At 37.9% G+C, this 21171-nt stretch carries 23 protein-coding genes and 1 tRNA gene; 2 read left to right on the plus strand and 22 right to left on the minus strand.

The window, feature by feature from the left end; genetic code table 11:
- Positions 1 to 68: 68 nt before the first annotated feature.
- The 13 genes from accA to gdhA form a co-directional block, all read right to left on the minus strand.
- A complete protein-coding gene (gene accA / locus ACTQ45_RS08420; protein ID WP_441752835.1) occupies positions 69 to 848 on the minus strand; it encodes an acetyl-CoA carboxylase carboxyl transferase subunit alpha in 780 nt (259 codons plus the stop codon).
- Between the two features lie 13 nt (positions 849 to 861).
- Positions 862 to 1719, minus strand: a complete 858-nt coding sequence (gene accD / locus ACTQ45_RS08425) for an acetyl-CoA carboxylase, carboxyltransferase subunit beta (protein WP_441752837.1) — start codon at positions 1717 to 1719, stop codon at positions 862 to 864.
- A 1-nt stretch (position 1720) separates the two neighbouring features.
- On the minus strand, positions 1721 to 3130 hold the full coding sequence (accC, locus tag ACTQ45_RS08430; RefSeq protein ID WP_441752839.1) for an acetyl-CoA carboxylase biotin carboxylase subunit: 1410 nt from the start codon (positions 3128 to 3130) through the stop codon (positions 1721 to 1723).
- A gap of 1 nt (position 3131) precedes the next feature.
- Complete coding sequence (gene fabZ, locus ACTQ45_RS08435) at positions 3132 to 3566, minus strand: 3-hydroxyacyl-ACP dehydratase FabZ (protein ID WP_441752840.1); 435 nt, start codon at positions 3564 to 3566, stop codon at positions 3132 to 3134.
- A 22-nt stretch (positions 3567 to 3588) separates the two neighbouring features.
- Complete coding sequence (accB, locus tag ACTQ45_RS08440) at positions 3589 to 4077, minus strand: acetyl-CoA carboxylase biotin carboxyl carrier protein (RefSeq protein ID WP_441752841.1); 489 nt, start codon at positions 4075 to 4077, stop codon at positions 3589 to 3591.
- A gap of 2 nt (positions 4078 to 4079) precedes the next feature.
- The gene (gene fabF / locus ACTQ45_RS08445; RefSeq protein WP_441752843.1) at positions 4080 to 5315 is read right to left on the minus strand and encodes a beta-ketoacyl-ACP synthase II; all 1236 of its coding nucleotides are present in this window, start codon (positions 5313 to 5315) and stop codon (positions 4080 to 4082) included.
- A 43-nt stretch (positions 5316 to 5358) separates the two neighbouring features.
- The gene (fabG, locus tag ACTQ45_RS08450; protein WP_441752845.1) at positions 5359 to 6081 is read right to left on the minus strand and encodes a 3-oxoacyl-[acyl-carrier-protein] reductase; all 723 of its coding nucleotides are present in this window, start codon (positions 6079 to 6081) and stop codon (positions 5359 to 5361) included.
- A complete protein-coding gene (locus ACTQ45_RS08455; protein ID WP_441752847.1) occupies positions 6078 to 7034 on the minus strand; it encodes an ACP S-malonyltransferase in 957 nt (318 codons plus the stop codon). The genes fabG and ACTQ45_RS08455 overlap by 4 nt, the downstream gene beginning before the upstream one ends.
- A 44-nt stretch (positions 7035 to 7078) precedes the next feature.
- Positions 7079 to 8038 carry an enoyl-[acyl-carrier-protein] reductase FabK gene (fabK, locus tag ACTQ45_RS08460; protein ID WP_441752848.1) on the minus strand — a complete coding sequence of 320 codons (960 nt, stop codon included), beginning with the start codon at positions 8036 to 8038 and terminating at the stop codon, positions 7079 to 7081.
- A gap of 19 nt (positions 8039 to 8057) precedes the next feature.
- A complete protein-coding gene (locus ACTQ45_RS08465) occupies positions 8058 to 8282 on the minus strand; it encodes an acyl carrier protein (RefSeq protein ID WP_441752850.1) in 225 nt (74 codons plus the stop codon).
- Between the two features lie 29 nt (positions 8283 to 8311).
- The gene (locus ACTQ45_RS08470; RefSeq protein WP_441752851.1) at positions 8312 to 9259 is read right to left on the minus strand and encodes a beta-ketoacyl-ACP synthase 3; all 948 of its coding nucleotides are present in this window, start codon (positions 9257 to 9259) and stop codon (positions 8312 to 8314) included.
- A gap of 12 nt (positions 9260 to 9271) precedes the next feature.
- A complete protein-coding gene (fabT, locus tag ACTQ45_RS08475) occupies positions 9272 to 9739 on the minus strand; it encodes a fatty acid biosynthesis transcriptional regulator FabT (protein WP_441752853.1) in 468 nt (155 codons plus the stop codon).
- A gap of 245 nt (positions 9740 to 9984) precedes the next feature.
- Positions 9985 to 11328, minus strand: a complete 1344-nt coding sequence (gene gdhA / locus ACTQ45_RS08480) for an NADP-specific glutamate dehydrogenase (protein ID WP_441752855.1) — start codon at positions 11326 to 11328, stop codon at positions 9985 to 9987.
- A 274-nt stretch (positions 11329 to 11602) separates the two neighbouring features.
- On the opposite strand from gdhA, the gene efp reads away from it, so the two are divergent.
- Positions 11603 to 12166 (plus strand): elongation factor P, encoded by a 564-nt coding sequence (gene efp, locus ACTQ45_RS08485; RefSeq protein ID WP_441752856.1) that lies wholly within the window; start codon positions 11603 to 11605, stop codon positions 12164 to 12166.
- A 156-nt stretch (positions 12167 to 12322) separates the two neighbouring features.
- Here efp and ACTQ45_RS08490 read toward each other — a convergent pair.
- Positions 12323 to 12396 (minus strand) — tRNA-Arg (locus ACTQ45_RS08490).
- A gap of 150 nt (positions 12397 to 12546) precedes the next feature.
- Between ACTQ45_RS08490 and ACTQ45_RS08495 the strand changes: the two genes are divergently transcribed.
- A complete protein-coding gene (locus ACTQ45_RS08495; RefSeq protein WP_441763465.1) occupies positions 12547 to 13725 on the plus strand; it encodes a glycoside hydrolase family 3 protein in 1179 nt (392 codons plus the stop codon).
- Between the two features lie 99 nt (positions 13726 to 13824).
- Here ACTQ45_RS08495 and def read toward each other — a convergent pair whose 3' ends face one another.
- From def to xseB, 8 genes are read right to left on the minus strand one after another with little or no spacing between them, the layout of a single operon-like run.
- Positions 13825 to 14391, minus strand: coding sequence for a peptide deformylase (def, locus tag ACTQ45_RS08500; protein ID WP_441752859.1), 567 nt, complete (start codon positions 14389 to 14391; stop codon positions 13825 to 13827).
- 3 nt (positions 14392 to 14394) lie between these two features.
- Complete coding sequence (gene hflX, locus ACTQ45_RS08505; protein ID WP_441752860.1) at positions 14395 to 15651, minus strand: GTPase HflX; 1257 nt, start codon at positions 15649 to 15651, stop codon at positions 14395 to 14397.
- A gap of 13 nt (positions 15652 to 15664) precedes the next feature.
- Complete coding sequence (gene miaA, locus ACTQ45_RS08510) at positions 15665 to 16624, minus strand: tRNA (adenosine(37)-N6)-dimethylallyltransferase MiaA (RefSeq protein ID WP_441752862.1); 960 nt, start codon at positions 16622 to 16624, stop codon at positions 15665 to 15667.
- Positions 16625 to 16638: 14 nt separating this feature from the next.
- Complete coding sequence (locus ACTQ45_RS08515; protein WP_441752864.1) at positions 16639 to 17379, minus strand: glycerophosphodiester phosphodiesterase family protein; 741 nt, start codon at positions 17377 to 17379, stop codon at positions 16639 to 16641.
- A gap of 36 nt (positions 17380 to 17415) precedes the next feature.
- The gene (gene recN / locus ACTQ45_RS08520) at positions 17416 to 19173 is read right to left on the minus strand and encodes a DNA repair protein RecN (protein WP_441752866.1); all 1758 of its coding nucleotides are present in this window, start codon (positions 19171 to 19173) and stop codon (positions 17416 to 17418) included.
- 56 nt (positions 19174 to 19229) lie between these two features.
- Positions 19230 to 20042 carry a TlyA family RNA methyltransferase gene (locus ACTQ45_RS08525; protein WP_441752868.1) on the minus strand — a complete coding sequence of 271 codons (813 nt, stop codon included), beginning with the start codon at positions 20040 to 20042 and terminating at the stop codon, positions 19230 to 19232.
- Positions 20039 to 20935, minus strand: coding sequence for a polyprenyl synthetase family protein (locus tag ACTQ45_RS08530; RefSeq protein WP_441752869.1), 897 nt, complete (start codon positions 20933 to 20935; stop codon positions 20039 to 20041). The genes ACTQ45_RS08525 and ACTQ45_RS08530 overlap by 4 nt, the downstream gene beginning before the upstream one ends.
- The gene (gene xseB, locus ACTQ45_RS08535) at positions 20935 to 21171 is read right to left on the minus strand and encodes an exodeoxyribonuclease VII small subunit (protein WP_441752871.1); all 237 of its coding nucleotides are present in this window, start codon (positions 21169 to 21171) and stop codon (positions 20935 to 20937) included. The genes ACTQ45_RS08530 and xseB overlap by 1 nt, the downstream gene beginning before the upstream one ends.

A 21171-nucleotide genomic window follows, 5' to 3' on the forward strand; every position in this document is an offset into this window, starting at 1 on the left:
TAATGCAAGAATGTTATTTCCAGCATTCAAATAAAAAAAAACCGCCCAAAAATAGGCGGCAATATTTATTAAAATTTACGGAATCTAGCATGACGCGCAATTAATAGTTCTTCTTGAGAAAATGCGTCTAATTCACTAAAAACTTGGTGAACCGTTCGATTAATCTCAGCAAGAATAGCATCTTTCGCCAACGTGCTACCGTTATGTGTTTCTGAAATGATACCATCGATCACTCCCATTTCCAACAAATCAGTAGCTGTTAATTTCATGACATCTGCTGCTTGTGAAGCTAACTTAGAATCCTTCCAAAGGATCGAAGCGAAGCCTTCTGGTGAAAGAATTGAGTATATACTGTTTTCCAGCATCAATACCTTATCAGATAGGGCAAGAGCGATTGCGCCGCCACTGCCGCCTTCACCTAGTATGATAGCCACTGTTGGTACAGTTAATTCGCTCATTAGCGTTAAACTACTCGCAATTGCTTCACCGATACCATACTCTTCTGATTCAGGCGCTGCAAATGCTCCGGCCGTATTAATCAGTGTCAGTACGGGACGATTGAATTTTTCAGCTTGTTTCATTAGACGCTGCGCTTTTCTATAACCAGCTGGGCCAGCAGAACCGAAATTTCTACGAATATTTTCTTTTGTATTATTACCTTTTTGAATGCCAATAATCGTGATTGGTTTATTGTCCATCAAGCCGACTCCACCGACAATTGCGGCATCATCAGCCATTATACGGTCGCCATGACATTCAATAAAATCAGTACATAAGAAATCAATCACCTCAATTGTTGAAGGACGTGAGATTTCACGAGCTTTTTGAACGATTTGATAGGCTTGCATTTTCTCACTCCTTTCACTGGTGTGTTTGATGAATAGTCAATAATAGGTGTAATATTTTTCTTTGGTCATCACGTTTCACAATCTGATCAATGTAGCCATTTTCAAGCACAGACTCTGCCTTTTGGAATTCCTGAGGAAGAGTGGCTTTAATTGTTTGTTCGATTACGCGTTTTCCAGCAAAGCCAATCGTTGCTCCAGGCTCCGCTAATGTAATATCGCCTTGCATTGCGAAACTAGCAGTTACGCCTCCAGTTGTCGGATTCGTTAAAACAGTACAGTAAAACAAACCTGCTTGGCTATGCTTTGCCACTGCTTGAGTTACTTTTGCCATTTGCATTAATGATAGGATGCCTTCTTGCATACGAGCTCCTCCCGATGCGATGAATAGGACTACCGGTAATGATTGTTTAGTCGCTTCTTCAAATAGACGAACCAACTTCTCACCAACAACGGTCCCCATACTTGCCATAACAAAGCGATTGTCCATTACACCTAATGCTAGTGGCAATTGATTCAATGTCGCTTGCCCAGTTAGTACAGCTTCTTTCAAGCCAGTAATCTCTTGAGCCAATGTTAGTTTATCTTGATAGCCTGGAAACTCTAACGGATCTGCTGAATCGATATCATTATCCCATTCTACAAAACTGTTCTTGTCAGTCAGCCATTCAATGCGTTTTTTTGCTGGAAACTGTAAATGGTTCTGACAATGTGGACAACAATGATTCTCTGGTAGTTGTGTTTGAAAAATAACTTTATGACATTTCGGACAACGTTCAATTAGGTTATCTGGAATTTCTGTTCTTCTTGGGATGGATTTTGTTGGCAATTCAGGATTTAACCGAATTGTTTTTTTCTTACGAAACAACGCCATATTATCCCTCCTCTGTTACCTCTTGATTTTTCATTTCATTGTCTTGTGACAGTGCTTCTAACCATTCTGGCATAAATACTTCTTCTAGCCATTTAGTATGTGTGCGGTCTGCTTGAACATCAGGATGAAATGCCAGTTCCTCTAACAACTCCACATTCGTTTCTAAACCTTCAACGACCACTTCAACTAATGCACGATTTAACAGTGTAAAAGCTTTTTCTCGTGTTGGACGATGAACAATGATTTTTGCAATCATTGAATCATAAAATGGTGGCAATGCATATTGAGGATAAATCGCACTTTCAATACGTAAGCCCATTCCTCCTGAGGGCATAATTAAACGATTAATGTAACCACTAGATGGTCTAAAGCCATTTCGAGGGTCTTCTGCATTCAAGCGACATTCAATCGCAACACCTGAGAAAACAATTTCTTCTTGTGTGAATGTTAATTTTTGCCCCATCGCAATTCGAATTTGTTCTTTAACAATATCTATCCCCGTAATCATCTCAGTAATGGGATGCTCTACTTGTAAACGAGTATTCATTTCCATGAAGTAATAGTTATATTCCTCATCCACCAGAAACTCAATAGTACCCGCATTTGTATAACCAATGGCTGCTGCTGCCTTCACAGCTGTCGAGCAAAGAGCTTCTCGAACTTCATTAGGTAATGATTGAGCAGGCGCAATTTCAATCACTTTTTGGTTGTTTCTTTGTAATGAGCAATCACGTTCACCTAAGTGTACAACATGTCCATGTTCATCTCCAAGCAATTGCACTTCGATATGCTTTGCTGGATAGATGATTCGTTCCATGTACAAATGTTGGTTACCATAAACAGACTGAGTTTCTTGTTGGGCTTGTTTAAACATTGTAACGAGCATGTCGGGCGTTTCAACTCGTCGCATTCCTTTACCACCACCGCCATCGGCTGCTTTGATCATTAGTGGAAAGCCTATTTCAGTCGCGATCTTTTCAGCTTCCTCTAAAGAAGATACTAAGCCTTCACTACCTGGAGTGATTGGAATACCAGCTGCTTTCATAGTTTCACGAGCATTTTGCTTATTGCCCATGTCATGAATAATCCAGCTTTGCGGTCCAATAAACTTTATACCAATTTCTTCGCACATTGATGCAAAGTCGCTACGTTCTGAAAGAAAACCGTAACCAGGGTGAATAGCATCGGCACCAGTTACAATCGCCGCAGATAGAATAGCCACTGGATTGGCGTAAGAATCTAAACTCTTAGCAGGCCCAATACAAATTGCTTCATCTGCTAGCTCCGTGTGGAGCGCATTGCGATCCGCTTCACTATAAACTGCTACTGAGGTGATATTCAACTCTCTAAGTGCACGGATAATACGTACGGCAATCTCCCCTCGATTAGCTACCAGAACTTTATGAAACATCCTATTTAGCACCAATAATGAAGGTCATTTCGGCCTCACATACTTTTTTATCGCCAACAAAGGCTTGGCCGTACCCAATCCCTGCATTGCTTTTTAATTTAACAATATCTACTTGAAGTCTTAAAACATCTCCTGGAACTACTTTCTGACGGAATTTAACTTTGTTCAATCCGCCTAAATAAGCCGTTTTACCTTCAAAACCATCCATTTTTAATAACGGAATTGATCCTGCTTGGGCCAAAGCTTCAACAATTAATACTCCTGGAAATACTGGTTCACCAGGGAAATGTCCTTGGAAAACTTCTTCATTAATTGTTACGTTTTTACGGCAGACAACTTTTTCACCTGGAATTAATTCGTCTACTGCATCGATAAAGAAAATTGGGTAACGGTTCGGAATAATATCCATTACTTGTTGTGCTGTTAAAATAGTCATTTTTTATGTCCTCCTGAGGGTGTTATTTAATACGTACGAGCGGTTGATTAAATTCAACCACCGCTTCATTTTCAACTAAAATTTCGGTTATAACGCCTGATTTTGGCGCTTGAATTTCGTTCATTAGTTTCATCGCTTCAATTAAGACGATCACATCACCTTTTTCTACAGTGTCGCCGACCTTAACAAAGGGATCTGCTTCAGGATTCGCTTGTAAATAAGCAACTCCTACCATTGGTGATAATACTGTTTCACCTTGGGCTACAGCTTCATTATTAACCTCAGTAGTTTCTGCAGAATTAGTTGATCCGACAGAAGTTTGCTGTGATGTAGTTTCACGAACCTGTATGTTAGTGGAGCCATCTGCTTGAGCAATAACGTTAGAAGTTGGTGAAGTCATTAAACCATCTTTTGATAAGATGACGTGATCTCCAGCGTGAGTGTAATCAACATAACTAACGCTCGATGTTTCCAAACGGTCAATTAATTTTAATAATTCTTCAAATTGCATGCTTAGGCACCGTCCCAACGTTTAAAGCAAAGAACCGCATTGTGTCCACCGAAGCCTAGTGAGTTCGATAGAACATAGTTTAATGCTTGCTTGCGTCCCTCGCCTGGTACATAATCTAAATCACATTCTGGATCAGCATTCTGTAAACCTAGAGTAGCGGGTACAAAACCTTCTTGTAAAGCTTTTACACAAGCGATGGCTTCAACACCACCAGCTGCACCTAATAAATGTCCAAAGTGACCTTTAGAACTAGAAATCGCTACTTTATGAGCATGTTCTCCAAGTGCATACTTAATCGCAACTGTTTCTCCTGAATCATTTGTTGGAGTACTTGTACCATGAGCATTGATATAATCAACTTGCTCTGGTTCAATTCCTGCCATTGACATAGCAGATTTCATTGCTTCTCCTGCACCACTTCCATCTGGACTTGGCGCTGTCATATGATATGCGTCAGAGTTTGCACCATAGCCTACGACTTCTGCTAAAATTTTTGCACCTCGTGCTTGAGCTGATTCTAACGATTCCATAAATACGACCCCAGCACCTTCACCCATAACAAAACCATCACGGTCACGATCAAACGGACGTGAAGCTGTGTTTGGATCTTCGTTAGTTGAAAGAGCAGTCAAAGCAGCAAATCCAGCAATACCGATTTCATTAATCGTGCCTTCAGCGCCTCCCGCAAGTGCAGCATCTAATAAACCTGCTTGAATTTTCAAGAAAGCTTCACCGATTGAGTTAGTTGCACTCGCACATGCCGTAACGATATCTAAACTAATCCCTTTAGCACCCAATTTCATTGAAATGTTACCAGCACCCATATTACCAATCGTTAACGGGACAAATAAAGGTGGGACACGTTTTGGTCCTTTGGCAATCATTTTACGAATGCCATTTTCAATTTCAACTAAACCACCAATACCTGAGCTGACTAAAACACCTACTCGGTGTGCATTTGAAGCAATATCATAGCCACTCATTGCATGAGCCTCAACTGAAGCTGCAATCCCGTATTGTGAGAATAAATCCATACGACGATATTCTTTACGATCCATCGTAAACGTTGGATCAAACTCTTTAACTTCTGCTGCTACCGTAATACCCGTTTGACTTGCATCAAAACGCGTAATTGGTGCAACGCCTGTGTTACCTTCTTTTAAGTTCTTCCAAAAAACATCCGTATTATTTCCAATCGGAGAAACAGTTCCGATTCCAGTTATTACTACCCTTTTCATGTTAGTCCTCCTTGTAAACTTCAATCTGATTGTAGTCGCCTGACTACATATTCATTCCACCGTTAACTTCGATGACTTGACCAGTGATATAGCGATTATTAATTAAAAAATCAACTGTCTGAGCAATTTCTTCCACTTGACCAAAACGTTTTAAAGGAATTTGACTTAACATTGAATCTTTCACCCGGTCGCTAAGTTGATCGGTCATATCGGTTTCAATAAAACCTGGGGCAATCGCGTTAACTGTAATCGCTCGCGACGATAATTCGCGCGCTAGAGCTTTAGTCAAACCAATCACACCGGCCTTACTTGCAGCATAGTTCACTTGTCCAGCATTTCCTGTTACACCTACAATGCTTGATAAGTTAATTATGGTTCCAGATTTCTGTTTCAACATAATTGGTGTAATGTGACGACACATATTGAAAGTACCATTTAAGTTTGTTTGAATCACTGAAGCAAAATCTTCTTCGCTCATACGCATCATTAATCCATCACGCGTAATACCAGCATTATTAATCAGCACATCGATTTTACCAAACTCAGCTTTTATTTCATTAATCATGTCTTTAGCAACATTAAAGTCGCTAATATTCCCAATTGCTTGGCCAACTTTCACATCATACTCTTCAAATTCTTTTAGAATACTTTCATCAATTGCTTTACGACTATTTAAGATCACCTGATGGCCTTGGCTGGCTAGATGTTTTGCAATCCCTAAGCCAATTCCTCGTGAACTTCCCGTAATTAAAACTGTTAAACTCATTCGTTTTCTCCTCCATTAAGAAATGGTTGAATCTCCGCTACATCTTCTAATTTATCGATGACTAAACATGCCGGTGTGTCTTTTTCACGTTTTAGCATTTGTGCTAAAGTTTTTCCAGGTCCAATTTGGATAATATGTGTGACACCTTGCTTTGAAAAGAAATCAATTGTTTGACGCCATTTAACTGGTTCTGTTAAATGACGGACTAAAAGATTTTTAACATTAGATACATCATGCGCTTCCACTGTCGTATTACTTATTACTAGTGTTTCTGTTTGTGAAAACTCTACTCCACTTAATACTTCTGCAAACGGCTCAGCAGTAGCTGACATTAATGGGCTATGAAATGGCCCTTCCACTTTAAGTGGCATTGTTTTTTTATAACCTAATTCTTTTGCACGTTTTTTAAATAACGTAGTCGTTATCTCAGTGCCTGCCAAAATAACTTGCTGGCTAGAATTGATATTAGCAATATACAGTTCTTCATGTGATTCTTTAATTTCATTGACAATTAACTCAATTTCTTCAAATGGCATCTGCATCACTGCAAGCATTTGAACTGGAGTTGCTTTAGCTAAAATTTCACAGTGACGAGACATAATTTCCCCACGTGCTTTCAATAACTGATAGCCCGCTTCTTTAGGTAACATGCCACTCGCCATTAAAGCTGTATACTCCCCTAAACTTAATCCAGCCATAAAAGTAATGGCTGGAAGATTTGGGGCAATACTATTGAATATGGCAAGGCTCGTTGCCGTGATAGCAACTTGTGCATTGCGAGTTTCTTTAAATTGATCGAGATCTGACTCAATCCATTCACGAATAGGCATTCCTTCTGTTGCAGCTTCTGCTAATTCAAATTCTTCTTTGGCTGTAGCATATTCGGTTTGAAAGTCTAAGCCCATTCCCTCGTAATGAGCGCCTTGACCATTAAATATAATTGCAAGTTTCATCGATTGCCCCTTCTATCTTTCAGACTTTAGTAATATATAATTGCTTATAATTCAAAGAACGCTTGACGTTCAAGATAAACAGCTTTTGCACCATTTATATAATCTAAAATGATTTCTTGAACACTTTCTTCTTTAGTAATTAACCCAGCGATTTGACCTGCCATCATCGAGCCTGTTTCAGTATTACCTTCAACAACAGCACGTCTTAATGCACCTTTTGCCAACTCTTCTAGTTTTTCAAAATCAGGATTTTCTTTCCCGGTTTCTTCTTTTTCAACTTGTAAGTATTGGGTTGTGAGCTTATTACGTAACACTCTAACTGGGTGACCATTAATTTGACCAGTAACTACTGTATCAATGTCACTCGCTTTTAAGATCGCATTTTTAAAGTTAGGATGAGCATTTGACTCTGTAGAAACAACAAAGCGAGTCCCAACTTGAATTCCCTGAGCACCAAGCATTAATGCTGCTGCTAGAGAACGTCCGTCTCCAAAACCACCTGCTGCAATTACAGGAATCGAAACAGCGTCCACAACTTGAGGTAGTAGCGTAAGAGTCGTCAATTTCCCAATATGACCCCCTGCTTCCATCCCCTCAACAACAATGGCTGTAGCACCAATTCGTTCCATTCTTTTAGCTAATGCAACGGAAGCTACAACAGGAATCACACTAATACCTGCTTCTTGAAAGCGAGTCATGTATTTCCCAGGGTTACCCGCACCTGTTGTAATAATTTTAATACCTGATGCGATTAAATAATCAACCACTTCTTCAACATGTGGGTTTAATAACATCACATTGACCGCGAACGGTTTGCTTGTTTTACTTTTCATGTCTTCGACTTTTTTCTGCACAAGTTCAACTGGATCATGACCAGTACCTATTACGCCAAGACCACCCGCATTTGAAACAGCGCTGGCTAAATCTGCATCTGCTACCCAAGCCATTGCGCCTTGCACGATTGGGTATTCAATATTTAATAATTCTGTGATCGCTGTTTTCATGTTTATCTTCCTTCTTTAATTAAGCTTCTAGACTTTCGATGTATTTAACTAAGTCTTCAACTGTTTTTAAGTTTTGGTCAGTATCAATGGTAATATCTAATTCGTCTTCGATTTCGCTGATGATTTGGAATACATCTAAACTGTCTGCTTTTAAATCGTTCTCGAAGTCAGTTGCTAATGCTACTTCACTCGCTTCAATACCTAATTGATCCACAATAATTTCTTTTACTTTTTCGAATACCATAATAATTTTCCTCCAAATATTTGTTTTTTTTATAGTTTAATACTGATATTTCCCCACGCTAAGCCGCCACCAAAACCACACATTACGATTGTTTGAGAACCGTCTAAAGCCAATTTATTATCTTTCACAAGTTCGTCTAGTAGAACCGGTATACTTGCTGCCGATAAATTTGCGACTTTTGATATGTTTGATGGTATTTGTGTTTGTGAGATTTTAAGCTTTTTAACAATTATATCTAACAAGCGTTGATTAGCTTGGTGGCAAATCAAATAGTCATAATTTTCAACACGTTCTGTCATGAAGTTCCCAAGAGACTTAATCACTGTACGATTAACAAAATTAAAGACGTCACGCCCTAGCATGCTCATGACATTTTTGCCTTCTGCATTAGGATTAACAGCGATGGATAACTTATCATCTTCTATCGCATGTAGTTCGCTTTGATAATTTGGCAAGCCAGTTCCATCATGTTTAATTAGAACGGCACCCGCTCCATCACCAAACAATACCGCTGTACTTCGATCAGAAAAATCTAAAATCTGACTCATCTTCTCAGCACCAATCACTAACGTGTATCCTTCAGTTTTTGATCGTGACATTTGTTCTGCTATATCCAGTGCCATAACAAACCCACTACATGCTCCGCTGACATCAAAGCCCCAAGCGTCGTTGATTCTTAATGCTGCTTGAACTTGATTAGCAACTGATGGTGTAGGCGCATTAGCCGACATCGTTGCTACAACAATCAATTTAATCTCTTGTACAACGTCAGTTTCAAGTTTTGAAAGTAAGTCTTGTGCAGCTTTCGTGGCGAGATTAGCAACTGTTTCGTCTTTTAGGGCGAAATAGCGCTGTGTAATACCTGAACGCTGTTCAATCCACTCATGGGATGAGTCGATTTGAAATTGTTCGATTAATTGATCATTCGTCAGAACTGTTTCTGGCAAGTAAGAGCCTGTCGCAATAAGTTTACTCATGATATCTTCCTTTTATTTCGTTTTGGTTTTCGTTTTGGTTTTCATTTCATCTAAGAATGAATGTAGATTTCTTAAGCCTTTTTGAAGAGCTAAAGCTTCTGTTTCATTCAATCCTGATAATGTTTGGTGGACCATGTTGAGATGGAATTTCCGATGAAGTCGATACAGCAATTTTCCGCGTTTAGTTAAACGTAAATTTACTACACGTCGATCTTCTGGCAACCGCACTCTTTCCACATAGCCTTTTTTCACTAAATTCTGAACAGACACGGATAAAGTTCCGACTGTCACACTTAATTTCTTCGCGACTTCGGATGAACTTAATTCAGCAGTCAAACCAATCGCTTCAATTGTATGCATCTCTTTTATTGTTAAGTCAAAGAATTCACTTTCTTTTAATGCGCTCTCTTCAATTAACAAAATTTCATTGAAAATCATAACTAAATATTCATTAATCTCATGAATGGTCTCAAATTCCAAATACGTCACCTCATTCCAAAAATATATGTTTTGATTATCAAACTATTTGATGTTCAAAGTTTATTATAGCTAAGATATTTTGTCAACCAATATAATGGTTAAATATTTCCTAAGTAAAAAGGAACGTCATTAAAATGCAACTTGTAATCGTGTTCATTTTTTATAAGAATATATAACAATAAAAATAGTGCTAACTACTTTAGAGTAATTAGCACTATTCTTTAGATTAATCCTTTTACAAAAAATTAAACGACACCATGAATTAACATTAATTCGACTGTTTTTTCGAATGACGCAATGTCAGCGCCTGATGCATAATCTAACCCTAAGTCGTATGTTTCACAGGCAGTTAAACAACTTTGGAAAATACTCTTCATAATTCCTTGCAATGTTTCGTCCACTTGTTCTTGCGTCCATCTTTGACGCATAGAGTTTTGACTCATCTCTAATGCTGATACTGCGACCCCCCCAGCATTAGCTGCTTTACCTGGCCCATAATAGATACCGTGTTGTTTGTAGATTTTCACAGCTTCTGATTTACTTGGCATATTGGCACCTTCAGCAACGAATTTCACACCGTTAGTTGCTAAACGCTGTGCTTGATTTGCATCAATCTCATTTTGAGTGGCACACGGTAGAGCAATATCCGCTGTCACATCTAAATCCCAAACAGATCCTTCAGCGTGGGTTACTGCTGGATATTTGTCCAGATATTTAGCAATTCTTTCCCGTCCAGATACCTTTAGTTCATAAACTAATTCTAAGTCGATACCATTCTCGTCATAAATTGCACTGTTAGAATCACTCATCGAAACAACGATACCTCCAAACTCTTGAACTTTACGCGCGGCATAGTATGCAACGTTTCCTGATCCAGAAATCATGACACGTTTACCTTTTAAGTTGTCTTCTACTTGCCTTAACATTTCGTTCAAGAAGTAAACAAGACCGAAACCAGTCGCTTCTGTCCTTCCTAGACTTCCTCCCGCCGGAATTGGTTTGCCTGTTAGAACACCTGCTTCTGGACCATTCAAACGTTTATATTGTCCTAAGAAATAACCAATTTCTCGTGCACCAACACCAATGTCTCCTGCTGGAACATCCACATCTGGTCCTACGTAACGTGCTAATTCTGTCATAAAACTTTGACAAAAACGCATCACTTCTTGTTCTGATTTACCTTTCGGATCAAAATCAGCTCCACCCTTACCGCCACCTATCGGTAGGCCTGTTAGGCTATTCTTAAATATTTGTTCGAAGCCTAAGAACTTTAGAATGCTCTGATTTACGGTTGGGTGGAAACGAATCCCACCTTTATACGGACCAGCTAAAGAGCTAAATTGCACACGGTAGGCACGATTTACTTGGACTTGGCCACTATCATCTACCCAAGGTACTCGGAAAGAGATAATTCTTTCTGGTTCAGTAATTCTTTCTAAGACGGCTTGTTTTCGATAATCTGGGTTAGCAAGAATAACTGGTTCAATTGCATCTAAGAACTCTTTGACAGCTTGCAAAAACTCTCCCTCATGTGGATAAATTGCCTCTAGCTTCTCATAGACCTCTTGTGTATATTTTTTTTCGTTCACTTAATTCACTCTCCTTATACCAATCAAATATTTTAGTGTTGAAGCAAAAATAACATTTTCCTACTATAATAATAGTCTGAAATGGTTACTTATCTTTCACTTCAAAATTATAGCATAGATTCATAAAAATTAAAATTCTCTCATTAAGCATTGTTATTTTTAATTTAGTCCGGTAGTTTGCATATTTTGGTATAAATACTGAGACTATGATAATTAATGACATTATTTATGCTATAATGAGTGAGTAAATTTCGAATATAAAGGAGACATCTCAATGATTAATGCATCAGACTTAAAGGCTGGTATGACTTTTGTTCAAGACGGAAAATTAATTAAAGTTCTTGAAGCTAGTCACCACAAACCAGGTAAAGGTAACACAGTAATGCGTATGAAACTCCGTGACGTACGTGGTGGGGGAACATACGAAACAACTTTCAGACCAAACGAAAGTTTCGAACGTGCTTATTTAGATTCAAAAGCTGTTCAATTCTTGTATGCTATGGATGACACTGCTCATTTCATGGATTTAGAGACTTATGAGCAATACGAAATCCCAACTGATTCTATTGAAAATGACATGTTATACTTATTAGAAAATATGGATGTCAAAATTCAATTCTTCGGCCACGAGGTTATTGGAATCGAATTACCAGGTTCAGTTACTTTAACAGTTGTAGAAACACAACCTTCTATTAAAGGTGCTACTGTAACTGGTTCAGGTAAACCAGCGACAATGCAAACTGGTTTAGTTGTAAACGTTCCTGACTTTATCGAAGTTGGAGAAGCTTTAGAAATCAGTACGGCTGATGGTGCTTACCAACGTCGTGCACAAAAATAATTTAAATAAATACAGTGATCTCAGATTTTGAGATCGCTGTATTTTATTTGAAGCGTATTTTTATTTTTAGAAAGTAATCCATATTATTGATAAATGATGGACTTTAAGGTTTGGAATAAAAAAAAGCCACCCCGAAGGATGACGATTGTTTCATTACGTCACAGGCAGGATTCGAACCTGCGACCGTTCGCTTAGAAGGCGAATGCTCTATCCAGCTGAGCTACTATGACTTGTTATTTAACAACTACATTAGTATACGATATAAAGTGAGTTTCTGTCAACCATATCTTTAAAATCGTTTAATTTTTCTTTAAAAATCTCTTCCTAATTTTCGCATTTATAAATTCAAACGCGTATACTACATTTAGGAGGCGAAATTAATGAAAAGAATAGTTTCAGTCCCAATCACAAAAATACTAACGACCATCATTGTACTATTAATTTTGGTTGGAGGCAACTCGAATAGGGTTAAAAGTAACGAATCTTTAGAAAATGCCTCACAAAGTTCACAGAACCAAATAAATTTACAAGTTAAAGATGAAGGTCCGATCACTCAATCACCCGAAGAAATCTTACTGGCGCAAATGAGTCTTGAAGAAAAAGTCGGTCAAGTATTCTTGGCTAGATATCCTGAAACTGAAAGTCTCAAGATGGCTGACGAATATAATTTAGGGGGGTATATTTGGTTTGCTCACGATTTCGAAAACAAAACACCAGAGCAAGTCTTATCAAAAACAACCACTTTACAGGAGAATAATCCAATCAATATGCTGATGGCTGTGGATGAAGAAGGTGGTACCGTCACTCGTATCAGTTTATTCTCTCAATATCGCGAAGAACCATTTGAATCACCTTATGATTATTATCTAAGTGGTTCATGGGATGAAGTCCGTTCTACTGAACAAGAAAAAGCTAATTTACTTAAGAGTTTAGGATTTAATATGAATCTAGCACCAGTAGCTGATGTCACAGTCACACCTGAAGACTTTATCTTTAACCGCTCATTTTCGTCTGATCCTGAGTTAGTTGCTAAATTCATTGAACTTTCCTTAGAAGTTTTTGAGGAAGCGAATGTTGGTGCTGTTTTAAAGCATTTCCCTGGATACGGATCAAACGTTGATACACATATTGGAATAGCGTATGACAATCGAACAATTGACGAGCTAAGAAGCCATGATTTCATTCCGTTTAAAGTCGGAATTGAAAATGATGTGGATGCTATTTTGGTCTCTCATAATGTGATGACTTCGATTGATTTTGAAGTACCCGCTACACTTTCATCAGCTGTCATTAACATCTTACGCGAGAATTTGAATTACAACGGAGTAATTATGACAGATGATTTAATAATGGATGGATTAACTCAATTTGCTAGCGCTCCAGAAGCCGCTCTTCTAGCAATCGAAGCTGGAAATGATTTACTTATCAGTTCTGAGTTGTCGACTCAGTGGCCAGCAGTTTTAGAAGCGGTAAAAAGTGGTCGAATCAGCGAGGAACGGTTAAACACTTCTGTTTTAAGAATCTTAAGATTGAAGCTAAATCTTGGGATTATCGAATAAGTGTCTTGGCGATTTCCAAATAATTTATACTACTCAACTTTTTGAAATAAAAAAGTTCTGACAATCACTCATTCAAAGTGACGTCAGAACTCTTCTTTTTTATAAAAGGGTTGTATCCTTGTCCGAGGACCAAGGTTCTTCTTTATTAATGTGATCATAAAACATAATACCTTTTAAATGATCAAGCTCATGTTGAGTTACTACAGCTAAATAATCACGTAGTTTTAATTCGTATGTGTCTCCTTTAAAATCTTGATATTCAAGACGAATACGCTTCGAACGAGGGACAAGACCTGGAACTTCACGATTCACAGATAAACACCCTTCTCCTTCTTTTAAAGCCGCTTTTTGTACTGAATGGCTAATGATTCGAGGATTAAAGAGTACTTCGCTTATTAAAGGTTCAGTTTCATACCCATCTTCATCATAATCCATCACATGGACTGCAAATATCTGCTTATTGATATTCAATTGAGTCGCTGCCAAACCAACCCCAGCTCTCAAACCGTATTTTTCAGCGGTCTCTTCATCTTGACTATTGATTAAAAATTCTAACATGTCTTTACCTAGTTGGTAAGTATCGCTATCTAACGGAAACTTAACAGGTTCGGCTTGTTTACGAAGAGACGGATGCCCCTCTTCAACGATATCATTCATCGTAATCATACGTTAATTCCCTCCTGCATTGTGGCTATCATCGATTAAGCGTCTACGATAACCAGTTAAAATATAAAATTGATGTTCTTCATTAAAATCAATTGATTCAATCAGTGTCTTCTGGCGATACAACGCCAGTAACTCAGATTCTTCTGGTTGAATTTCAACAGTGAATTTCTCCGAATTATCTAAACTAATTTCCCAAATCTTTTGTTTTAAACGTTCTAAATCGTCTTCATTATATGCTGAGACGAGTATATTTGGAAATAGAGTCGCTTCAAATGATCCATCTTCAATTTTATCGGCTTTATTATAGATAGTCAATACAGGAATATGTTCCATTTCTAAATCTTTTAAAATAGATAGGACAGTCTGTTCATGTCTGTCTTTTGACGGACTTGAAGCATCAACTACGTGTACCAACAAATCAACATAACGCATTTCTTCTAAAGTCGATTTAAAAGCTTGTACTAACTCCGTTGGCAACTCTTCAATGAATCCAACAGTGTCTGTTAAAGTAAAAGCTGTTTGCCCATTAATCGTTAACTTACGTGTTAGCGGATCTAACGTTGCAAAGAGCTGATCTTGAATATAAGTTTCAGTTTCAGTTAGCTTACTTAATATTGTGGATTTACCAGCGTTAGTGTAGCCCACTAGTCCTAGATTAAACTCTCGTCCACTCTGACGACGTATTCGTGTACGCTCACGGTGTTCTTCAAGATTTTCTAATTCTTTTTTAATTGAATTAATTAATGAGCGAATATGACGACGATCAGTTTCAAGCTTGCTTTCACCCGGTCCCCTCGTTCCAATTCCTCCACCTAAACGTGACAAATATTTTCCTTGTCCGTGCATTCTTGGTAATAGAAAATCATATTGGGCTAATTCCACTTGTAATTTACCTTCTCGGCTATTGGCTCTTAAGGCAAAAATATCCAAGATCAATTGGACACGGTCAATGACTCTAACTTCTAACCCCTCCTCAATGTGACGGTTCATACTTGGTGTCAGTTCATTGAAAAAGATAACAAGATCAATTTCTTCAACCTCAATTTGAGCTTTAATCTCTTCTAATTTACCGCTACCTACTGCTGTACGACTATCGAGTCGAGTTAATTTCTGTGTCATGATTTTAACTGGCTCACCGCCAGCAGTTTCTGTTAGTGACGAAAGTTCTTTCATCAACGAAGCGAAATGCTCGTCTGAATACTTTTGTGTTTGCACCCCGACGAGCATGACTCGTTCGGGACTACTTTCAACTTCTATCATATAGTTAATTCACCTAATCCTTTTCGCTTTTAATTACATGTTGCTTTACAATGGATAATGCACTTTCTATCGCAAGTGTTTCATTAGAATTATCAATCCAATGAACTGATTTGAATCGATTTCTAAACCATGTTAACTGACGTTTTGCGTAACGTCTAGAATTTTGTTGAATTTGGGCAATAACGGCTTCCTTAGACATCGTCCCTTTAAAATATGGCCACCATTCTTTATAGCCAATCCCCTTCATGCTTGGCAGAATCTGTCCTTGCGCCTTATCAAATAACCATCTCGCTTCTTGTTCCAAACCACTCTCACTCATTTGGTACACTCTAAAGTTTATTCTATCATATAATTGCGCTCTTGGCCGGTCTAAAAAAATTAGACATTCATTAAAGTTTGATAACTGTTCTTGCTGACTTTTTTGTTCAGAAAATAGTTGACCTGTCGCTTGAATAACTTCTAGTGCTCGAATCGTTCGGCGAATATTTTGATAAGGGATAGATGCGGCTGCACTTGGGTCAACACTCTTTAATTCTTCCCAAAGTGCAAGATCGCCCATTTGTTTTGCACGTGCTTCAATACTCTTTCTGATTTCAGGCTGGCTACTCAATTTCCCACCAAATTCTAGATTATATAACAGACCTTCTAAATATAAACCCGTGCCTCCTACAATAATCGGAAGTTTACCTTTATCCCAAATTTCTTGGATTAAAACAGTCGCTTCCTGTTTAAAGCGACTCGCATCATACTCTTCTTCAACTTCCAATATATCTAGAAGATGATGTCGAATATCGGCCATCTCTTCTTTTGTAATCTTTCCACTGCCTATGTCCAGATGGCGATAAACTTGCATACTATCGCCATTGATAATCTCACCGTTCATTTCTTGTGCTAACTGGATACTTAAGTCTGTTTTGCCAACAGCCGTTGGTCCTCCAATGACAATTACGGGGATTTCTTGTAAATGACTCAACATACTACTCCTTTTTATAAGCTATTCATCGTTTCTCTCAACTTCAATGCCTGTCTTGGATAATCTGTCATAAGTCCTTCAACATTTAACACATCAGATTTAAGCCATTTTTCTATCTCATTACTTTCATTAACTGTCCATAATCGTAAAGGTAATGAGTCAGTGTACGCTTTATCTAATTCTTCTACCAACTTAAAGTGGACATGTAAAGCCGACGGGTCTAAGGATGGAATAAACTTCTGATAAGGCAATAATGGTTCGGCAATCAACAGAGCTAGCTCCGCTTTAGGTTGTAACTCAGCCATACGTTCGATACTTTTCCAATTAAAACTTGAGTAAATTATTCTATAAGCTCTAGGTTTCGCTTCGACTGTCTGCTTAACAAGCTTTTCGATGCCTTCATACTCATGACGGTCGGTTTTAAGTTCGATATTAAGTTCACCGTTGAAAGCTAGTCGATCAAATTCCTCCAACATTTCTTCTAAAGTAGGAATCTTTTCATCGCTCAAGCGATTATCGGGATTTAGCAAATGAAAAGCTTTTATTTCATTCAGTGACATATTAATAATCTCACCTTCACCTGTCGTCGTGCGATCAATCGTCTCATCATGAATAATGATGGCTTGACCATCAGCTGATACATGAACATCACATTCAATGCCGTCTACCCCTAGCTCAATAGCTGATCTAAACGCTTGTAAACTATTCTCTGGAAATTCCGATTTATTACCACGGTGTGCGTAAATTTTGATCAATGATTCGTCTCCTTTGATTGTCCGATTTCTACCTTATTAATGTTTATTTTGATAATCGGTTAATAGTTCTTTTGCGAGCTGTAAGGATGCTTGAGTCAGTACTTTCCCGGACATCATTTGGGCAATCACTTCACTACGTTCTTCATCGTTTAAAGTTGCAACTTGCGTGGATGTTCGTTTATCCGAAACTGATTTTGAAATATACAATTGTTCTTCGGCAATCGCGGCCACTTGAGCTAAGTGGGTAATACACAAGACTTGATGAAACTGGCTAACTTGATGGATTTTTTCAGCTATTGCTTGGGCAACACGTCCAGATACTCCAGTATCGATTTCATCAAATACCATTGTTTTGGCTAAACCAGCCGTTCCAAAAACAGATTTTAGCGCTAACATAAATCGAGAAAGTTCTCCTCCACTAGCAACTTTTACCAATGGTTTCATAGCTTCACCAATATTTGTTGATACGTAAAACTCGATTTGATCATAGCCAAATTCATTGAGTGATAAGAAAATTTCTTGGTTACCTAATTTGAAATCTGAGACATCTTTCAATGCATTATCCGGAATGGCTTTATGAAATTTCACTGAAAATCGACTATTCTCCATGTATAAACCCGCCAATTCTGCTTCAATGCGAGTGACTAACGCTTCCGTTTTGTCTTGTCTAAGTTCATGTAATGCATCAGCTAGTCGTTTAGCTTCAGCGTATGCTTCAATCAGTTGTTTAGATAATTTTTCCATAAATTGTTCTCGATGTTTAATCTGATATATTTCTTCCGCAATTTCGTCATAATAACTTAAAATTTCGGCAATCGACATATTATATTTTCTTTTTAAATGTCCTAATTGGTTTAGGCGACTTTCAACTTCGTCAATCGATTGATCATCGGCTTCACTATTTAGTTCAGTTGCTGCAATTTGATGAGCCAATTCTTGCAAATCATAATTAATTGACTCTATTTGCTCTAGTAAAGCTGGATATGCTTCATCATAAGCGATAATCTCTTGTAACAAAGTAATGATTTGATCGACTTGAGTTAAGACGCTAGTGTCTGATTCACTGAACATCAAATTGATATTCGCAATATTTAAAGATATTTCTTGTGCGCCTTGTAATTTCTTACTTACTTGTTCAAGTTGCTCGTCTTCTTCTAATACCAACTCTGCTTCTTCGATTTCATTTAATTGGAATTCTAAGAAACTTAATCGTTGCATCTGATTACTTTCATTACGTTGGGCCTTTAACCACTCTCTACGCAATTGTTGGTAGTTCGTATAAGCTGTCTGATACTTTCTTGCTGTAGTTGCTAGTGATGTTGCAGCAAACTGGTCTAGTAGATGCAAATGTTGTTGATTATCAAGCAAGGCTTGATGTTCATTCTGTCCATGAATATCCACTAGGAAACTTCCGATTTCTTTTAACAAAGTTACATTGGCTAATTGACCATTCACACGAATAATATTCTTACCGGAATGGTTAATTTCTCTACGTATGATTAACCCGTCTCGTAGGGTGGTTGCTGCATCTAATTCAATACCAAACTTTTCCATAGATTGTAATAATTCATTTGGAAGTTCTTCAAAGCTAAATAAACCCTCGACGGTTAATCGCGATTCGCCATGGCGAATAAACTCGACCGAGCCACGACCGCCGCACAATATTCCTAATGCATCAATAATAATCGATTTCCCAGCACCTGTTTCACCTGAAAGCACCGTCATTCCTTCAGAAAAATCGATACTAATTTGATCAATAATCGCAAAATTTTCAATTGTTAAACTCTCAAGCATGTCTTCACCTATTCTTATCAAAACTGATTACATTGTGGATGATTACAGTAACTTAACTAAAATGTTGAATGTGCCTCTTGAACTACCGCAAGAATATCGATTGCTTTCCAGCTATCATTATTGCTTTGTTTAGTATTCTTTAAATGAGCCAAAAACTCGATGTTCCCTTCCCCACCAGTAATAGGTGAAAAAGTTAAGGCTTGAATGGTAAAACCAATTCTTGAAGTAAACTCTAAAACTTCGGTTACCACATCTTGATGGACCTTTGGATCTTTAATTATGCCATTTTTACCCACACGTTCACGTCCAGCTTCAAATTGAGGTTTGATCAATGCTAACACTGATCCATTCTCTTCTAATATATCTACTAGAGGTGGTAAAATTAATTCTAACGAAATGAAGGAGACATCAATACTTGCAATAGTTGGTAGGCCTTGATTAAAGTCATCACGTGTTGAATATCGAAAGTTTTGTCTTTCCATTACAACTACTCGTTCATCTTGACGTAAAGAATAAGCTAACTGGTTATAGCCTACATCCAGTGCGTAACTCTGCTTCGCTCCAAATTGCAAAGCAGCATCTGTAAAGCCACCTGTTGACGCCCCAATATCTAACAAGATTTGATCCGTCATATCGATATCAAACGCTTTAATCGCTTTTTCTAGCTTTAAGCCACCTCGACTAACATAAGGGATTGTCTTGCCTTTAATGTGCAATTCTTTACTTGCATCTATTTTTTCTCCTGGTTTATCATAACGTTGATTATTCTCATCATAGATTTGTCCTGCCATTATATAACGACGGGCTTGTTCTCTAGATTCAGTTAAACCTGCTTGAACGACTAACTTATCTATTCGTTCTTTTTTCATACTTCTTCACCGCGCTCTACGCTTAATTTATTTAAGAAGAATTCTAATTTCTGGTAATTTCTTCCTGTTTTTTCTGATAATTCATCTAGATAATTTTTAGCTCTCGTAAGCTCTTCGTTTAAGTAAACAATCGCTTGGTCTACGCCAAGAAAAGCTGGATAAGTTTTCTTATCTAGAGCTGCATCGCCTTGAACTTTCTTTCCAGTTTCTTGTTCTGTTCCGAGTACGTCCATCAAATCATTATGAATTTGATAGGCCACTCCGAAATGCTCAGCAAAATGATCCAAAGCTAAACTACTCTCAGTGTCTAGGTTACTAATAATAGCTGCAGCACGTGCTGCAAAAATAAACAACTGTCCTGTTTTTAAATGATGGACTTGTTGCAATTGCTCCAAAGTGATCTCAGTTTTTTCTGCTTCGATATCTTTTAATTGCCCGGCGACCATCCCTTGTGAGCCTGATGCTAAGCTCAACTGTTGAGTTAAACGTATCTTTTGACTATCTGTTAATAAGTCGTCAGACGCAATCACAGCAAAGGCATCTGTTAGTAAAGCATCCCCCGCTAAAATCGCAGTAGCCTCATCAAATTTAATATGGTTCGTTGGTTGACCACGACGTAAATCATCGTTATCCATTGCCGGTAAATCGTCATGGATTAAAGAATATGTGTGGATGTATTCTAAAGCGATAGCTGACTTTAACCCTTTTTTAACATCATCCATTGAGTTAATTTCTAGAATTGCTAATAATAATAATGGTCTTAGTCTTTTCCCTCCATTTTTCAACGAGTATACCATTGGTTTCAACATTTCAATGGGGGTCATCACATAACGAATTTGTTGATCGAGAGCTGCTTCAAATATCTCTCTAAGTACAGTAGTAGAGTTTTTCATTAGACTTGTGCCTCATCTAGTGGGACCTCACCATTTTCAGTCATCATTTTAGCGACTGTTTGCTCAGCTTCAGTCAACGTTTTTTGGCAATATTGACTTAATTCGACACCATTCTTAAACGCAGTTAGAGCGTCAGCTAATGGTAGTTCTCCTTTTTCTAATTGTTGAACAATTTGTTCTAGCTCTTCAATTGCTACTTCAAAACTCTCAGGTTGTTTTACATTTTTTACCGCCAT

It is taken from the genome of Fundicoccus sp. Sow4_D5 (assembly GCF_052116365.1).
Taxonomy (GTDB): Bacteria; Bacillota; Bacilli; order Lactobacillales; family Aerococcaceae; genus Fundicoccus.

Excerpts from the sequence above, each read along its gene's own strand:
- accA (WP_441752835.1), bottom strand. The coding sequence starts at position 848 with ATGCAAGCCTATCAAATCGTTCAAAAAGCTCGTGAAATCTCACGTCCT.
- accD (WP_441752837.1), bottom strand. The coding sequence starts at position 1,719 with ATGGCGTTGTTTCGTAAGAAAAAAACAATTCGGTTAAATCCTGAATTG.
- accC (WP_441752839.1), bottom strand. The coding sequence starts at position 3,130 with ATGTTTCATAAAGTTCTGGTAGCTAATCGAGGGGAGATTGCCGTACGT.
- fabZ (WP_441752840.1), bottom strand. The coding sequence starts at position 3,566 with ATGACTATTTTAACAGCACAACAAGTAATGGATATTATTCCGAACCGT.
- accB (WP_441752841.1), bottom strand. The coding sequence starts at position 4,077 with ATGCAATTTGAAGAATTATTAAAATTAATTGACCGTTTGGAAACATCG.
- fabF (WP_441752843.1), bottom strand. The coding sequence starts at position 5,315 with ATGAAAAGGGTAGTAATAACTGGAATCGGAACTGTTTCTCCGATTGGA.
- fabG (WP_441752845.1), bottom strand. The coding sequence starts at position 6,081 with ATGAGTTTAACAGTTTTAATTACGGGAAGTTCACGAGGAATTGGCTTA.
- ACTQ45_RS08455 (WP_441752847.1), bottom strand. The coding sequence starts at position 7,034 with ATGAAACTTGCAATTATATTTAATGGTCAAGGCGCTCATTACGAGGGA.
- fabK (WP_441752848.1), bottom strand. The coding sequence starts at position 8,038 with ATGAAAACAGCGATCACAGAATTATTAAATATTGAATACCCAATCGTG.
- ACTQ45_RS08465 (WP_441752850.1), bottom strand. The coding sequence starts at position 8,282 with ATGGTATTCGAAAAAGTAAAAGAAATTATTGTGGATCAATTAGGTATT.
- ACTQ45_RS08470 (WP_441752851.1), bottom strand. The coding sequence starts at position 9,259 with ATGAGTAAACTTATTGCGACAGGCTCTTACTTGCCAGAAACAGTTCTG.
- efp (WP_441752856.1), top strand. The coding sequence starts at position 11,603 with ATGATTAATGCATCAGACTTAAAGGCTGGTATGACTTTTGTTCAAGAC.
- ACTQ45_RS08495 (WP_441763465.1), top strand. The coding sequence starts at position 12,547 with ATGAAAAGAATAGTTTCAGTCCCAATCACAAAAATACTAACGACCATC.
- def (WP_441752859.1), bottom strand. The coding sequence starts at position 14,391 with ATGATTACGATGAATGATATCGTTGAAGAGGGGCATCCGTCTCTTCGT.
- hflX (WP_441752860.1), bottom strand. The coding sequence starts at position 15,651 with ATGATAGAAGTTGAAAGTAGTCCCGAACGAGTCATGCTCGTCGGGGTG.
- recN (WP_441752866.1), bottom strand. The coding sequence starts at position 19,173 with ATGCTTGAGAGTTTAACAATTGAAAATTTTGCGATTATTGATCAAATT.
- ACTQ45_RS08525 (WP_441752868.1), bottom strand. The coding sequence starts at position 20,042 with ATGAAAAAAGAACGAATAGATAAGTTAGTCGTTCAAGCAGGTTTAACT.
- ACTQ45_RS08530 (WP_441752869.1), bottom strand. The coding sequence starts at position 20,935 with ATGAAAAACTCTACTACTGTACTTAGAGAGATATTTGAAGCAGCTCTC.
- xseB (WP_441752871.1), bottom strand. The coding sequence starts at position 21,171 with ATGGCGGTAAAAAATGTAAAACAACCTGAGAGTTTTGAAGTAGCAATT.